Annotated in this window: 16 protein-coding genes; 11 read left to right on the top strand and 5 right to left on the bottom strand. The window is 73.2% G+C overall.

From position 1 onward, the window contains the following. Position 1: 1 nt before the first annotated feature. The gene (locus tag IEW03_RS18850) at positions 2-682 is read right to left on the bottom strand and encodes an SDR family oxidoreductase (RefSeq protein WP_188525259.1); all 681 of its coding nucleotides are present in this window, start codon (positions 680-682) and stop codon (positions 2-4) included. A gap of 116 nt (positions 683-798) precedes the next feature. Between IEW03_RS18850 and IEW03_RS18845 the strand changes: the two genes are divergently transcribed. The 11 genes from IEW03_RS18845 (at position 799) to IEW03_RS18795 (ending at position 11,465) form a co-directional block, all read left to right on the top strand. Then, the gene (locus IEW03_RS18845; RefSeq protein WP_188525258.1) at positions 799-2,016 is read left to right on the top strand and encodes a pyridoxal phosphate-dependent aminotransferase; all 1,218 of its coding nucleotides are present in this window, start codon (positions 799-801) and stop codon (positions 2,014-2,016) included. Between the two features lie 91 nt (positions 2,017-2,107). After that, on the top strand, positions 2,108-2,569 hold the full coding sequence (locus tag IEW03_RS18840) for an SRPBCC family protein (RefSeq protein ID WP_188525257.1): 462 nt from the start codon (positions 2,108-2,110) through the stop codon (positions 2,567-2,569). Next, entirely contained in the window at positions 2,566-2,946 is a 381-nt protein-coding gene (locus IEW03_RS18835; protein ID WP_188525256.1) for an ArsR/SmtB family transcription factor, read from the top strand. The genes IEW03_RS18840 and IEW03_RS18835 overlap by 4 nt, the downstream gene beginning before the upstream one ends. Before the next feature lie 12 nt (positions 2,947-2,958). Continuing rightward, positions 2,959-3,414, top strand: coding sequence for an SRPBCC family protein (locus IEW03_RS18830; protein ID WP_188525255.1), 456 nt, complete (start codon positions 2,959-2,961; stop codon positions 3,412-3,414). Between the two features lie 69 nt (positions 3,415-3,483). Beyond that, entirely contained in the window at positions 3,484-3,750 is a 267-nt protein-coding gene (locus tag IEW03_RS18825) for a DUF805 domain-containing protein (protein WP_229738434.1), read from the top strand. A gap of 492 nt (positions 3,751-4,242) precedes the next feature. Continuing rightward, positions 4,243-4,446 (top strand): transcription antiterminator/RNA stability regulator CspE, encoded by a 204-nt coding sequence (gene cspE, locus IEW03_RS18820; protein WP_188525254.1) that lies wholly within the window; start codon positions 4,243-4,245, stop codon positions 4,444-4,446. A gap of 272 nt (positions 4,447-4,718) precedes the next feature. Continuing rightward, entirely contained in the window at positions 4,719-5,903 is a 1,185-nt protein-coding gene (gene pdhA / locus IEW03_RS18815; RefSeq protein WP_188525253.1) for a pyruvate dehydrogenase (acetyl-transferring) E1 component subunit alpha, read from the top strand. Continuing rightward, positions 5,900-6,901, top strand: coding sequence for an alpha-ketoacid dehydrogenase subunit beta (locus tag IEW03_RS18810; RefSeq protein WP_188525252.1), 1,002 nt, complete (start codon positions 5,900-5,902; stop codon positions 6,899-6,901). Before pdhA ends, IEW03_RS18810 begins: the two co-directional genes overlap by 4 nt. 34 nt (positions 6,902-6,935) lie before the next feature. Next, positions 6,936-8,426: a dihydrolipoamide acetyltransferase family protein gene (locus tag IEW03_RS18805; protein ID WP_188525251.1), complete on the top strand. Its 1,491-nt coding sequence runs from the start codon at positions 6,936-6,938 to the stop codon at positions 8,424-8,426. Between the two features lie 124 nt (positions 8,427-8,550). After that, on the top strand, positions 8,551-9,996 hold the full coding sequence (locus IEW03_RS18800; RefSeq protein WP_188525250.1) for an alanine/glycine:cation symporter family protein: 1,446 nt from the start codon (positions 8,551-8,553) through the stop codon (positions 9,994-9,996). Positions 9,997-10,091: 95 nt separating this feature from the next. After that, complete coding sequence (locus IEW03_RS18795; protein ID WP_188525249.1) at positions 10,092-11,465, top strand: class I SAM-dependent methyltransferase; 1,374 nt, start codon at positions 10,092-10,094, stop codon at positions 11,463-11,465. A gap of 9 nt (positions 11,466-11,474) precedes the next feature. Here IEW03_RS18795 and IEW03_RS18790 read toward each other — a convergent pair whose 3' ends face one another. From IEW03_RS18790 to IEW03_RS18775, 4 genes are read right to left on the bottom strand one after another with little or no spacing between them, the layout of a single operon-like run. Next, positions 11,475-12,311, bottom strand: coding sequence for an ABC transporter ATP-binding protein (locus tag IEW03_RS18790; RefSeq protein WP_188525248.1), 837 nt, complete (start codon positions 12,309-12,311; stop codon positions 11,475-11,477). Continuing rightward, entirely contained in the window at positions 12,308-13,369 is a 1,062-nt protein-coding gene (locus IEW03_RS18785; protein ID WP_188525247.1) for a FecCD family ABC transporter permease, read from the bottom strand. The genes IEW03_RS18790 and IEW03_RS18785 overlap by 4 nt, the downstream gene beginning before the upstream one ends. Next, complete coding sequence (locus IEW03_RS18780) at positions 13,366-14,358, bottom strand: FecCD family ABC transporter permease (protein WP_188525246.1); 993 nt, start codon at positions 14,356-14,358, stop codon at positions 13,366-13,368. Before IEW03_RS18780 ends, IEW03_RS18785 begins: the two co-directional genes overlap by 4 nt. Then, positions 14,355-15,404, bottom strand: coding sequence for an iron-siderophore ABC transporter substrate-binding protein (locus IEW03_RS18775; RefSeq protein ID WP_229738433.1), 1,050 nt, complete (start codon positions 15,402-15,404; stop codon positions 14,355-14,357). Before IEW03_RS18775 ends, IEW03_RS18780 begins: the two co-directional genes overlap by 4 nt. Between the last annotated feature and the right edge of the window lie 38 nt (positions 15,405-15,442).

The following is a 15,442-nucleotide window of genomic DNA, read 5'->3' as shown; positions in this document are numbered from 1 at the left end:
CCTATCCGAGCTTTCGCAGCGCGGCGGGGATCGGGTCGTCCCCGGAGGAGAACCGGACGAAGCGCCCGATGGTCGCGGGCTCGCGCAGCGCCGCGGCGGCCACCTGCGCGACGTCGGCGCGCGGCACGCTCGTGTCGGTCCCGGAGGGCACGGCACCGGTCTCCGGCAGGAGGGCGATCCGCCCGGTGGGTGGCTCGTCGGTCAGCGTGCCGGGGCCGAGGATCGTCCAGTCCAGGTCGGTGGTGCGCAGGTGGTCGTCGGCGGCGAGCTTGGCGTCCGCGTACGCGTAGAAGCCGGCGCTGGTCGGCACCCCGTGCTCGGGCGTCGAGCCGATCCACGACACCATGACGTACCGCCGCACCCCGGCGCCCGCGGCGGCGTCCATCGAGCGGATCGCGGCGTCGCGGTCGACGGCGTACGTGCGCTCCGGGTTGCCGCCGCCCGCGCCGGCGGACCACACCACGGCGTCGGCGCCGGTCAGCGCGGCGGCGATCTCGTCCGTGCTCGCGTTCTCGACGTCGAGCAGCAGGGGGTCCGCGCCGAGGTCGGCGACCCGGTCGACCTGCTCGGGCCGGCGCACGACGCCCACGACGTCGACCACCGGACCCGTGCCGCCGTCCGCCAGGAGAGGGACCAGCAGGCGCGCGACCTTGCCGAGCGCGCCGATGACGACGACCTTCATGACGACCTCCGAGTGCTGCCGAGGGTGGGCTCCCACCGTCGCTCACGACGTCTGCGGATGCCAGTCGTCGGCGAATGGCCGTGTCGGCACCGCCGCGACGGGGGGAAGATGGACCCGTGCGCACCATCCGACAGAGCAAGAAGCTCCGCGGCGTCCGCTACGACGTCCGCGGTCCCATCCTCGTCGAGGCCCAGCGCCTCGAGGCCGAGGGCCACCGCATCCTCAAGCTGAACATCGGCAACACGGCGCCGTTCGGCTTCGAGGCGCCGGCAGCCATCCAGGCGGACGTCGTCCACCACCTGCCGGAGGCGCAGGGGTACAGCGACTCGCGCGGGATCTACGAGGCGCGCACCGCGGTGGCGCAGTACTACCAGTCGCGGGGGCTGCGGGACACGACGGTGGAGGACGTCTTCATCGGCAACGGGGTCTCGGAGCTCATCTCGATGGTGCTGCAGGCGTTCGTCGACGAGGGCAACGAGATCCTCGTGCCCGCGCCGGACTACCCGCTGTGGACGGGCGCGGTGACGCTGTGCGGGGGCACGGCGGTGCACTACCGGTGCGACGAGGAGAACGGCTGGATGCCGGACCTCGAGGACCTCGAGTCGAAGATCACCGAGAACACCCACGCGATGGTGATCATCAACCCGAACAACCCCACCGGCGCGGTGTACAGCAAGGAGATGGTGGAGGCGATGGTCGACATCGCCCGCCGCCACGACCTCGTCGTCCTCACCGACGAGATCTACGAGAAGATCCTGTTCGACGGCGCCACCCACCACCACGCGGCGGCCGCCGCGGGCGACGACGTGCTGTGCCTGACGTTCAGCGGCCTGTCGAAGGCGTACCGGGTGTGCGGGTACCGGGCCGGCTGGGTCATGGTCTCCGGCCCGAAGGAGACGGCCGCGGAGTTCCTCGAGGGCCTGACCCTGCTCGCCAACATGCGCATGTGCGCCAACGTGCCCGCGCAGCACGCGATCCAGACGGCGCTGGGCGGCTACCAGTCCATCGACGAGCTGATCGTGCCCGGCGGGCGGTTCTACGACCAGGCGATGCTGGCCGACAAGCTGCTCAACGAGATCCCGGGCGTGTCCTCGGTGCGGCCGCGGGGCGCGTTGTACTGCTTCCCGCGCCTCGACCCGGAGATGTACCCGATCGACGACGACCAGGAGTTCGTCATCGAGCTGCTGCGGGCCAAGAAGATCCTGGTCACGCACGGCACCGGGTTCAACTGGTTCGAGCCCGACCACTTCCGGCTGGTCACGCTGCCCGACGAGGAGGTCCTCACCGAGGCCATCGGCCGCATCGGGGAATTCCTGGCCACGCGCCGGCGGTAGCGGCGCCCTCGACACCCTTCTGCAACAAAAGGTTGCGCATTGCTCGCCGCGGGTCTAGCGTGATGTGCAACCAACAGTTGCAGGAGGGGCCATGGAACTCGGGAGCATCGAGCGCGAGATCTTCGTCGAGGCGTCGCCGGAGGTCGTCTTCGACGTCGTGAGCAAGCCGGAGCACGTCAGGCAGTGGTGGCCGGACGACGCCCGCTACGACCCCGCGCCCGGCGGGACGGGGGAGATCGTCTTCGGCGACCCCGACGCGGACGGCGGCGTCGAGCAGCTCACCGTGGTCGAGTCGCTGCCGCCGCGCACGTTCTCGTTCCGCTGGACCCACCCGGCGGGCGAGGCGGCCCGGGAGGGCAACTCGCTGCTCGTCACCTTCGAGCTCGTCCCGTCCGGCGACGGCACGCTGCTGCGGATGACGGAGACGGGCTTCCGGGAGATGGGCTGGGAGGTCGCCGTCCTCGAGCAGCGCTATGCCGAGCACGTCGAGGGCTGGGCCTTCTTCCTGCCGCGGCTGGCGCCCTACGCCGAGTCGCTCCAGGTGCGGTCGTGACACCCACGGCGCCGGGGCCGGTGGACGACGGCCTCTGGTCCGCGATCGGCGACCCGACGCGGCGACGCATCCTCGACCTGCTGCTCGCCGACGGCGGCGGCACCGCCACGTCGCTGAGCGACCGGCTGCCGGTCACCCGGCAGGCGGTGGCCAAGCACCTGGACGTGCTCGACCGTGCCGGCCTCGTCCGCTCGACGCCCGTGGGCCGGGAGAAGCGGTGCCAGGTCGACGCCGCCCAGCTCGCCCGCGCGGCGGAGCAGCTGGCGGCCGTGGGCCGGACGTGGGACGCCCGGCTGCAGCGCATCAAGGGGATCGCGGAGGCGATCCAGACGGCCCGGCACGACGAGGGCGACCCGGACGACCCGCAGCACGGTTGAGAGGAGAGCGCGATGGTGGACATCCTGCATCGGATCGGGGTCACGACCCCGGCGCCGGAGGCGACGACACGGCGGGTGTACGACGCGCTGACGACGGTCGCCGGCCTCGCCGGCTGGTGGACGGAGGACACGCGAGGGAGCGCCGGCGTCGGAGGGAGGCTCGAGTTCCGGTTCCCGGACGGGGGCTTCGAGATGGAGGTCGCCGAGCTGCGCCCCCGCGAGCGGGTGGTGTGGCGCGTGGTCGGCGGCCCTGACGAGTGGGTCGGCACGACGATCGAGTGGGACCTGCGTCAGGACGGCGACTGGACGATCGTGCTGTTCGCGCACCGGGGCTGGCGCGAACCGGTGGAGTTCATGCACCACTGCAGCACCAAGTGGGCCACGTTCCTCGTGAGCCTCAAGGCCCTGGTGGAGCACGGTGCGGGCGCGCCGTCGCCCCGGGACGTGAAGATCGACGACTGGAACTGAGGCGTCCCGGGGGCTGACGCCGATGTGCTCCCGGTTGCGCTTGGGCCGGGGTGGAGAAGACTCCTGGCCATGGACACCTGGGACTACGAACAGTTCGCCGACGACTACGGGTGGCTCGTCGGCGGTGCTGCCATCGCCGTCTACGTCGTCTTCCTCGTGATCATCGTCATCGCGTACGTCCGGATCATCCAGAAGGCGGGCTACTCGGGATGGTGGGTGCTCGTCGGGATCGTGCCGATCCTCAACCTGGTGATGTTCCTGGTCTTCGCGTTCTCCCGGTGGCCCGTGCTGCGCGAACGGGACGCGATGCGGGCCGGTCAGCTGCCGCCGCGCTGACCGGCGGCACGCGCCGGTCGTCAGAGCGTGTACCCTGGAGGTCGCGCACGCCGCGAGCTTCTTCCCGCGGCAGCCTTCGGTTCCTCAGCATCGAAGCGAGGACCTGCGCGTCGACGGCCCCCCCGTCGCCCGACGATCTCCGCCCACAGAGCGCGGAGCGAGAGTAGAGAGCATCACTTCTTCTTCCATCCTTGCAAGGCCGGTCGTCGCCCCCGTGTGGCGCCGCGCCGACGACGACCTGTGGGTCGCGACGGTCGACGGCGAGTACGGCGGCATGATCACCCGGCTCCCTGACGGCTACCACGTCCACGACCGCTTCTCGCGGCCGATCGGCGTCACCGCCACCCTGTCCGCCGCGACGAGGCTCCGTGCCCCGTCGCGCCGCGGCACCGTGCGCTCGCACCGAGCGCGCCCCCACCACGTCCGTGCCCTCCCGGGCGCGACGACCGGACCCACGTTCGCGGGTCCGTCGCATCAACGAGAGAAGACAACATGACCGCCGGCACCGTGAAGTGGTTCAACGAGGAGAAGGGGTTCGGCTTCATCGCCCCCGAGGACGGCACGGCTGACGTGTTCGCGCACTACAGCGCGATCGCGGCCGATGGCTTCCGCACCCTCGCCGAGAACCAGAAGGTCGAGTTCGACGTCACCCAGGGCCCCAAGGGCCCGCAGGCGTCGAACATCCGCCCGCTCTGACAGATCTCTCGATCTGACAGGCACGAGAGCAGGGTCGCGCACACGCGCGGCCCTGCTCTCGTCGTTGCTGGAGGAGTCTCGGCATCTCCAGCGTTAGAGGAAACCTCCAAAACGGCCGGGGGGACATTGGCACCGCCGTCGGGGGGTGCACCCCCTGGACCGCAACCTACGCTGGCGTAGGCTACGAAGGCGTAGGTTTCGGCGGTCCGCCCGCCGGGACCTCGTCCCATGCCGGAACAGCCCCGCCCGGGGACGCCAGCGAAGGAGAACGCGTGCCGCACACCACACCCGGCGCACCGGCCGGCGGGCCCGACGGCGCGCCCGCCGACGTCACGCCGCTCGTCCAGCTCGTCTCGCCCACCGGCGAGCGTGTCGTCGAACCCGACAACGCGGCCTACCGGTCGCGTGTCGACCACCTCTCCGCAGGCGACCTGCGCGACATGTACCGCGACATGGTGCTGACGCGACGGTTCGACGACGAGGCCACGGCCCTGCAGCGCCAGGGCGAGCTCGCCCTCTACGCCCAGGGCCGTGGCCAGGAGGCCGCGCAGGTCGGTTCCGCGTACGCGCTCGCCCCCCAGGACTTCGTCTTCCCCTCCTACCGCGAGCACGGTGTGCTGCACGTGCGCGGCATCGACCCGGTCGACCGCCTGCGCATGTACCGCGGCCAGGACCACGGCGGCTGGGACCCGGCGGAGTCCAACGTGCACCTGTACACGCTGGTCATCGGCTCCCACGTGCTGCACGCCACCGGCTACGCGATGGGCATCCAGCGCGACGGGCTCGTCGGGCACGGCGACCCCGAGCGCGACGCCGCGGTCATCACCTACTTCGGCGACGGCGCCACCAGCCAGGGCGACGTCAGCGAGGGCCTGGTCTTCGCCGGCGTCAACAGCGCGCCGGTCGTGTTCTTCTGTCAGAACAACCAGTGGGCGATCTCCGAGCCGACGTCCCGCCAGTCGCCCGCCCCCCTGTACCGGCGCGGCGAGGGCTTCGGCGTCCCCAGCGTGCGCGTGGACGGCAACGACGTGCTCGCCTGCTACGCCGTCACCGCCGAGGCGCTCGAGCGGGCGCACGCGGGCGGCGGCCCCACGTTCATCGAGGCGTACACGTACCGCATGGGCGCGCACACCACGTCCGACGACCCGACCAGGTACCGGGAGCGGGCGGAGGAGGAGTACTGGCGCCAGCGCGACCCGATCGACCGGGTCGCCGCCCTGCTGCGCGCCGAGGACGGCTGGGACGAGGCCTGGGCCGCCGAGGTGGACGCCGAGGCCGAGGCGCTCGGCGAGCGCCTGCGCACCGGGGTCCGCGAGCTCGGCGCCCCGCCCGCCACCGCGATGTTCGAGCACGTGTACGCCACCGAGCACGCCCAGGTCACCGCCGAGCGGGCATGGTTCGAGCAGTACGAGTCCGAGACGGGCCACGCCACGGCCGGGACGGGAGCGACCCGATGAGCGAGACCCTCACCTTCGCGCGAGCCATCACCGAGGGCCTGCGCTCGGCGCTCGAGTCCGACCCGAAGGTCCTCGTCATGGGCGAGGACGTCGGCCGCCTCGGCGGCGTCTTCCGCGTCACCGACGGGCTGCAGAAGGACTTCGGCGAGGACCGCGTCGTCGACACCCCGCTCGCCGAGTCCGGCATCGTCGGCACCGCGATCGGGCTGGCGCTGCGCGGCTACCGGCCGGTGTGCGAGATCCAGTTCGACGGCTTCGTCTTCCCCGCCTACGACCAGATCACGACGCAGCTCGCCAAGCTGCACTACCGCTCGCGCGGCCGCCTGCAGCTGCCCGTCGTCATCCGCATCCCCTACGGCGGCGGCATCGGCGCGATCGAGCACCACTCGGAGAGCCCCGAGGCGCTGTTCGCGCACACGCCCGGCCTGCGCGTGGTCTCGCCGTCCACCCCGCAGGACGCCTACGACATGATGCGCGCGGCGGTCGCGTCCCCGGACCCGGTGCTGTTCTTCGAGCCCAAGGGCCGGTACTGGACCAAGGGCGACGTGACGACGGGCGCGTACCCGTCGGCCGACGACGCCGGCCGCGCCGACGTGCTCAACCGGGCCCGCGTCGCGCGACGCGGCGACGACGTCACCCTCGTGGCCTACGGCCCCACCGTCGCGACGGCTCTCAAGGTCGCGGACGCGCTCGCCGCCGAGGGGACGTCCGCGGACGTCGTCGACCTGCGCGCCATCTCGCCGCTCGACGTCACGGCGGTGGCCGAGTCCGTGCGCCGCACGGGCCGCTGCGTGGTCGTGCACGAGGCGCCGTCGTTCCTGGGCGCGGGCGCGGAGGTCGCGGCACGCGTCACCGAGGAGTGCTTCCACTCGCTGGAGGCGCCCGTGCTGCGGGTCGGCGGCTTCCACGCGCCGTACCCCGTGGCCAAGCTCGAGCACGAGTTCCTGCCCAGCGTCGACCGCGTCCTGGACGCCGTCGACCGCGCGCTGGCCTACTGACACCGGCCTTGCCGAGCCGACCCGAGGGAGAACGATGACGACCCAGCGCTTCCCGCTGCCCGACGTGGGCGAGGGCCTGACCGAGGCCGAGATCGTCGAGTGGCGCGTCGCCGTCGGCGACACCGTGACGGTCAACCAGGTGATCGTGGAGATCGAGAGCGCGAAGTCGCTGGTCGAGCTGCCGTCCCCGTGGGCCGGCACCGTCACCGCGCTCCTCGCCGACGAGGGCACCACCGTCGACGTCGGCACCGCGATCGTCGAGATCGCCACCGGCTCGGACGACGCACCGGCGCCGGCCGCGGACGGCCCCGCGGCCTCCGGCTCCGCGGGTGCCGCCGCGCCTGCCGACGAGGGCTCCGGGTCCGTGCTGGTCGGCTACGGCACCGGGGACGCCGCGGGCTCGGGGCGCCGGCGCCGCCGCGCCGGGGGCGGATCCCCTGCGCCGGAGCCTGCTCCCGCACCCAGGCCCGCGGCGCCCGCGCCACAGCCCGCGCCCGCGCCGAAGCCCGCCCCCGCGCCGAGCCCGGCCCCGGCTCCCGCCGGGCCGTCGATCGAGCGCGCCCTGTCGAGCGTCCCGGCCGACGCGGCGGCCTCCGGCGCCACGTCGTCGGCGCAGCGCGTGCGCGTGCTGGCCAAGCCGCCGGTGCGCAAGCTGGCCAAGGACCTCGGGGTCGACCTCGCGTCCGTGCAGCCCACGGGCCCGGGCGGGATCGTCACGCGGGAGGACGTCGTCGCGCACAGCGAGAGCGCGGCGCCGAAGGGCCTGGCCACCTACCCCGACGACGACCAGCCGTGGTTGGCCTCCGGGAGCGTCAGCACCGACGGGCGGCAGACGCGCGTGCCGGTGAAGTCGGTGCGCAAGCGCACCGCCGAGGCGATGGTGGCGAGCGCGTTCACCGCGCCCCACGTCACCGTGTTCCAGACGATCGACGTCACCAAGACGATGAAGCTGGTCGCGCGCCTGAAGGAGGACCGCGACTTCGCCGACGTGCGGGTGACGCCGCTGCTCGTGGCGGCCAAGGCCGTGCTGCTCGCCGTGAACCGGCACCCGGAGATCAACGCGAGCTGGGACGACGCGGCCCAGGAGATCGTCTACAAGCACTACGTGAACCTCGGCATCGCGGCCGCGACGCCGCGCGGGCTCGTCGTGCCGAACATCAAGGACGCGCACACCCTCGACCTGCTCGGCCTCGCGAAGGCGATCGCCGGCCTGACGTCGACGGCCCGGGCGGGCCGCACCCCGCCGGCCGACATGGCGGACGGCTCGGTCACCATCACGAACGTCGGCATCTTCGGCACCGACACGGGCACCCCGATCCTCAACCCGGGCGAGGCCGCGATCCTGGCGTTCGGCGCGATCCGGAAGCAGCCGTGGGTGCACAAGGGGAAGGTGAAGCCGCGCTGGGTCACCCAGCTCGCGCTCTCGTTCGACCACCGGCTGGTGGACGGCGAGCTCGGCGCCCGCTTCCTGGCCGACGTGGCGAAGGTGCTCGAGGACCCGGCGCGCGGCCTCGTCTGGGGCTGACGGGAGGGCGCTCTTGGTCGACCCGCGGTCGGAAGATGACCCGATCCGGATGGTTCGCTAAGGTAACCGACCGGTTCCGCTACCGACGCCGGGGCCGACCGCGACCTGAAGGGCCCGCTCGACCATGGAAAGCTTCAACGAGGAACTTGCCGCGTTCAACGACGGACTCTGGCTCTACGTCGTCGTCCCGATCCTCGCCGTCCTGTGCATCTGGTTCACGATCCGCTCCCGCGCGGTGCAGATCCGCCTGATCCCGGACATGTTCCGGGCCATCGTGGCGAAGCCGCCGACCGCGCCGGGGGAGAAGCCGGTCTCGTCGTTCCAGGCGTTCGCGATCTCCGCGGCGGCGCGGATCGGCACGGGCAACATCGTGGGCGTCGCCACGGCGATCGCGCTGGGGGGCCCCGGGGCCGTCTTCTGGATGTGGGTGATGGCCCTCGTCGTGGGGGCCGCGAGCTTCGTCGAGTCGACCCTCGCCCAGCTCTACAAGGTCAGGGACGGCAAGGACTTCCGCGGCGGCCCGGCCTACTACATGGAGCGCGGCCTCGGGAAGCGGTGGATGGGGCTGCTGTTCGCCGTCGTCATCATCGTGACGTTCAGCTTCGTCTTCAACTCGGTCCAGGCCAACACGATCTCGGGCGCGATCGGCACCTCGGCCGAGCAGATCCTCGGCGAGACGCCGGCCTGGCTGGCCCCGGTCGTGGGGGCGCTGCTGGTGGCGCTCGTCGCCGCGATCATCTTCGGCGGGCTGCACCGGATCGCGCACACCGCGCAGCTGCTCGTGCCGCTCATGGTGGTGCTCTACCTGGGGCTCGGCGTCCTCGTGGTGGGGCTGAACGTGGAGCGCGTCCCCGAGGTCGTCGCGAGCATCCTGGGACACGCGCTGGGCTTCCAGGAGTTCGCCGCGGCGGGCATCGGCACGGCCATCTCCCAGGGGGTGCGCCGCGGGATGTTCTCCAACGAGGGCGGGCTCGGCTCGGCGCCGAACGCCGCCGCCACCGCCACCGTGAGCCACCCGGTGAAGCAGGGGCTGGTGCAGACCCTCGGCGTCTACATCGACACCCTGTTCGTCTGCTCGATCACCGCGTTCATCGTGCTGGTCTCCAACCCGACGTACGGCGAGAACGCGGGGCCGACCATGACGCAGGAGGCGCTGCAGTCCAGCCTCGGCGACTGGTCGCTGCACGTGCTCACCGTGATCCTCCTGCTGCTGGCGTTCACCTCGGTGCTGGGCAACTACTACTACGGCGAGGCCAACGTCGCGTTCCTCACCCGCCGGCCCGCGGCGCTCACCGCGTTCCGCGTGGTCTTCCTGGTCATCGCCTTCCTCGGGTCCATCGGCTCGGTGCAGCTCGTGTGGACGCTCGCCGACACGACGATGGCGGTGATGGCGCTGGTCAACCTCGCCGCGATCGCCCCGTTGAGCGCGATCGCGTTCCGCCTGATGCGCGACTTCACCGCGCAGCGCAAGCAGGGGCTCGACCCGCAGTTCACCCGCGACAAGGTCCCCGACCTCACCGGCATCGAGTGCTGGGAGCCGCAGGTGCCCGAGCGCACCTCGGTCGGCTGAGCGGCCGTCGACCTCGCCGTGTCGCGACCCGCTGGTCGCGACACGGCGAGCCGAACGCCCGGCCAACGCCGGGTGAACGGGTGTAGCGTCCGGCCATGCGCCTCGTCATCGGCCCCACCTCCGCGGGGAAGTCGACGTTCGTCGAGCGAATGCGAGACTCGGCGTCCGGCGGCGACCTCCGCCTCCATTTCGCCTACGAGATCAAGGACCGGTCGGCGATTCCGACCGGGGTGGACGACGTCGTCCACTTCAACCTCCTGCACAGCGCCCAGGACCGCCCGGCCGACGCCGGCCGCGCGACGGTCAGCCCGATGGTGGCTCGTCTCATCGACGCCGCCGACGAGGTCGTCGTGCTGGCCGCGCCGCGCCCCGTCCTCCTCCGGCGGGCGTCCCAGCGGTCCGGGGACGAACCCGTCGAGGCGGGGCGCGCGGGACGCCCCTACAACGCCGACCGGTGGGCCCGCGCGCTCGAGGGCCGCCGCCTGGCCCAGGTCTACGAGCACCTCGCGCTGCACCTGGACCACTCGACGACGCCGGTCCGCTACCTGTGCTCCAACGGCGACGTCCACGACGACTTCGCCACCCTGTCGCGGTGGGACTATCCGCGGCTGGCCGGGGCGGACTCGGAGCAGCTCTGCCGGGAGGGTCACCCGACGCAGGTGCTCGAGGTCCGCCAGGGCTCCTACCAGGCGGACTACCGGGAGGGTGCGGCCGGGTCGGCACGGTCGACGACGCTGGAGCTGGCGCTCCAGATGCCCCTCGCCGGGAAGCGCGTGCTCGACATCGGGTGCGCCGAGGGTGCGGCGGCGCTGAGCGCCCACCGGATGGGCGCGAAGGTCACCGCCATCGAGCCCTGGGGCCGGCGGTTCGAGGAGGCCTGCACTATCGCCAAGACCCTCGACGCCTCGATCGACCTGCGCAACGTCGCGCTCGAGGACCTGCGGTCGAGGTCCGGCGCGTTCGACGTCGTGCTCGCGCTCAACGTCATCCACCACTCGCGCGACCCGCTGGCGTTCCTCGACCGCGCCGCCGACCTGACCTCGTCCCACCTGGTGCTCGAGTACCCGGGGCTCGCCGACCGCAAGTTCCGCTCGACCCTCGACGGTGCGGGCGAGCTCCCCGAGGACCAGCCCCTGATCGGCCTGAGCACCCGGCGGAAGGACCAGACGTTCGTCTTCAGCCCGGCGAGCCTCGAGCGCTACCTCCTCGACACGGTCCGGGCCTTCGGGCACCACCAGCTCATCCCGTCACCGATCCCGAACCGCTGGCTGTCGGTCTTCTCGAAGAAGCGGAAGGGCGCGCCCCAGGGGGCGATGAACGAGATCTCCCGACTGCGCCGCGCGGTCGCCGCGCGGGACGCGACGATCGCGCAGCTCGAGGACGACCTCCACGACCTGCGCACCAGCCGGTCGTGGCGGCTGACGGAGCCTCTCCGCCAGGCCCGCGCCCGCCTGACCCGCCCGTCCTGACCGCCCGGGTCAGGCCCGCGCGAGCGGCACCACCATCGGGGTGCCGCTCTGCGGGTCGGTGGCGATCTCGCAGGCCAGGTCGAAGACGTCGCCCACGAGCCGGGCACCCGCGTCGCCGCCCAGCACGGCGTCGGGGGTGCCCTCCGCGTGCACCCGGCCCTCGTGCATCACGACGAGGTGGTCGGCGTAGCGGGCCGCCTGGTTGAGGTCGTGCAGGACGGCGACGACGGTGCGCCCCTGGTCGCGCATGTCGCGGCACACGTGCAGCACGTCGATCTGGTGCGCCAGGTCGAGGAACGACGTCGGCTCGTCGAGCAGCACGTGCGGGGTGTCCTGCGCGAGCGTCATCGCGATCCAGGCCCGCTGTCGCTGGCCGCCGGAGAGCTCGGCGAGCGGGTCGTCGGCGAGCGCGGTGACGCCGGTGACGTCCATGGCGTGCGCGACGGCCTCGTCGTCGCCCGGCGCCCACTGGCGCAGGGGCGAGTGGTACGGGTGGCGGCCGCGCGCGACCAGGCTCCGCACGGTGACGCCGTCGGGCACCACCGGGTCCTGCGGGAGGAAGGCGAGCTGCTGCGCGAGCTGCTTCGGGCGCCACGCGGTCAGGGGGCGGCCGTCGAGCAGGACGGCGCCACGCCGGGGCCGCAGCGTGCGCGCCAGCGTGCGCACCAGGGTCGACTTGCCGCAGCCGTTGGGCCCGACGATCGCGGTGAACGCGCCGGCGGGCAGGGTGAGGTTCAGGCCGTCGAGGACGGTCGTCGGCCCGTAGCCCACCTCGAGGTCGTCGGCGACCAGGCCGCGGGCGGTCGTGCCCGGTGCCGTGTGCGACGCCGCTGTCGTGTCCGTCATGCCCGAGTCTTCTTCCATCCGGTGGTCAGCAGGTAGCCGAGGTAGACGCCGCCCAGCCCGGCCGTGACGACGCCGACGGGGAGCCCCTCGAGCGCCGGCACGTGCTGCACGACGAGGTCGGAGGCCACCACGAGGACGGCGCCCGTGAGGCCGGAGACCGTGAGGTTCGGCCCGGGCGCGCGGGTGAGGAGCCGGGCGACGTGCGGGGCGGTGAGCGCCACGAACGTGATCGGCCCGGAGACCGCCACGGCAGCCGCCGCCAGCAGCACCGACAGCACGATCGCGAGCGTGCGGGTCTGGTTGGAGCGGGCACCGAGGGCGTCGGTCAGGGGGTCGCCCATGTCGGTGACGGCCAGCCGGTGGCCGAGGAGCGCGACGCACGGCACGAGCAGGAGCAGCGCGCCCCAGATCTGGGCGACGTGCCCCAGGTCGCGCGAGCCGAGGGAGCCGACGACGTAGACGGCGAGCTCCGCCCCCTGGTCGCGCAGCATGACCGCGACGACGTACTGGGTGACGGCGGTGGCCATCGCGGCGACTCCGATGCCCGTGACGATGAGGCGTGCGGGCGACGAGAACCCCGTGCCGGTGGCGAGCCAGACGAGGCCGATGGCCGCCCCCGCCCCGGCCACGGCGCCCACCGGGGCCGGCACCGCGCCCGGCACGAGCAGCGTGGCGACGGCGACGCCGGCGCCCGCCCCGGCGCTGAGCCCGATCACGTCGGGGCTGCCGAGGGGGTTGCGGGTGACGGTCTGGAACAGCCCTCCGGCCAGCCCGAGCGCCACGCCGACGCCCGCGCCGACGAGCAGCCGCGGCCCGCGGAGCCGCTCCAGGGCGAACGTCGTCGTGACGTCGGCCTCGCCCCGCAGCGCGGCCAGGGCGTCCGCCGGGGAGATCCCGAGGCTGCCGAGCGCGAGGGAGGCCGCCGCCACGACGACCAGCGCCGCCAGCAGCGCGAGCACGACGCGGGCGCTGCGGCGCGAGAAGCCGAGGGCGACCGCCGTGCCGAGCCGGACCTCGCGACGGGCCGCGAGATTGTCCCCGCGCGCGGCCGCGCTCACGTCGTCACCCGGCCGCGGCGGACGGCGGCGAGCAGGAACGGGGCGCCGACGAACGCGGTGACCACGCCCACCATGAGCTCGCCCGGGCGCGCGACGACGCGCCCCGCGACGTCGGCGGCGACCAGGAGCGCGGCGCCGAGCACGAACGACACGGGGAGCTGCCACCGGTGGTCCGTGCCGACCAGCGCCCGTACGACGTGCGGCACGGCCAGCCCGACGAACGCGACGGGCCCCGCCGCGGCGGTGGCGGCCGCGGCGAGCAGCGTGGCCGCCGCGATGCCCGCGCCCCGCACGAGCGGGACCCGCACGCCCAGCGACGTCGCGAGCTCGTCGCCGAGGGCGAGGGAGTCCAGCGACGACGCGAGCACCAGGGCGAGCACGGCGCCGGCGATCGCGGCGGGCGCCACCGCTTGGAGGGTCTGCAGGTCCGCCCCGGCGAGGGACCCCACCACCCAGTGCCGGTAGGAGTCGAACACGTCCGGACGCGCGAGCACCATCGCCTGGATGTAGGCGCCGAGGACGGCGGACAGGACGGCCCCGGCGAGCACGAGCGGGACCACGCTCTCGCTGCCCGAGCGCCGCCCGAGCGTCACGACGGCGAGCACGGCCACGGCGGCGCCGGGCAGGGCGACCCACACGGTCGCGCCGCCGCCGGTGAAGCCGAAGAACGCGGTGGCGGTGACCACGGCGGCCGAGGCGCCGACGGTGACGCCGAGCAGCCCCGGCTCGCCGAGCGGGTTGCGGGTGATGCCCTGCACGATGACGCCCGACGCGGCCAGCGCCGCACCCACCAGGGCACCGAGGGCGGTGCGCGCGACGCGGGAGTCCACGACCGCCTGCACGTACTCGTCGCCGCCGCCGGCGAGCACGGGCAGCACGTCCGTCAGGCCGGTGTCCTTGCTGCCCGCGAACAGGCTGACGACGGCGACGACGACCAGCAGCGCGGTCGCCCCGAGCAGGACGACCAGGGCGCGGGATCCCCGGGTCACTTCTCGTCGAGGTGCCCGACGGCCTCGTCGATGATCGGCACGTAGCGCTCCAGCGTCCACGGCACGGTGAGCGGGTTGATCATCGAGGACGCGGTGACGAACGACTGGTCCTCGGCCGCGACGACGGACCCGCGCTCGACGGCGGGGATCTTCGCGTACAGGGGCTGTGCCTCGATCTCCTTGCGGTTCGCGGGGTCGGAGTAGAACGTGAACACCAGGTCGGAGTCGGCGAGCATGTCGGCGTTCTCCAGCCCGATGACGGCCGAGTCGGTGCCGGCGACCTCGTACTCACCGAGCCCGTCGACCATGGGGTCCACGGTGAGGCCGAGCGCCCGCACCATGGCGACGCGCTGCTCGTCGGGCAGGAAGACCCCGAGCGTGCCGGGGCCGTCGTTGTAGACGTAGGAGAACGTGAGGTCCTCGTACTCCGGCTTCGCGGCGTCGGCGAGCTGGGCCTCGAGGTCGGCGACGAGCTTCTCGGCCTCCTCGGGCTGGCCCATCGCCTCGCCGATCGTCTCGATCTGCTCGTCCCACTCGATCGTCCACGGCTGCTCGGGGTAGGCGATGGTGGGCGCGATGTCGGCGAGCAGGTCGTACTGGTCCTGCGTGAGGCCGGACCACGGGGCGAGGATCAGGTCGGGCTCGAGCTCGAGGACGGCCTCGACGTCGAGCTCGGTGCCGCCGGTGAACTGCTCGGGCAGCTCGGCGCCCTCGGCCTCGACGGCCTCGTGGATCCAGGGCAGGTAGCCGGTGTCGTCGGCGCCCCAGGGGTACTCCTCGATGCCGACGGGGACGGTGCCCAGCGCGATCGCCGTCTCGGCCGACCCCTGGCCGAGGGTGACGATGCGCTCGGGCTTCTCGGTGATCTCGGCCTCGCCCAGCGCGTGGCTGATGGTCACGGGCTCGAACGCGCCGCCGGCGCCGGCCCCGCCGTCGGCACCGCCGGCGGACGTGGTGCCGTCGTCGCTCGCGCACGAGGTGGCGAGCAGGGTCAGGCTGATCGCGGCGGCGCTGGTCGCCAGGGCGCGGCGGGTCGAGCTGGGCACAGGTGGTCTCCGGAGGCTGGTCGGGATGCGCACCGGGG

The sequence above is a fragment of the Isoptericola cucumis genome (assembly GCF_014635665.1).
Classification (GTDB): domain Bacteria; phylum Actinomycetota; class Actinomycetes; order Actinomycetales; family Cellulomonadaceae; genus Isoptericola; species Isoptericola cucumis.
This window is presented reverse-complemented; position numbering and strand designations above follow the sequence as displayed.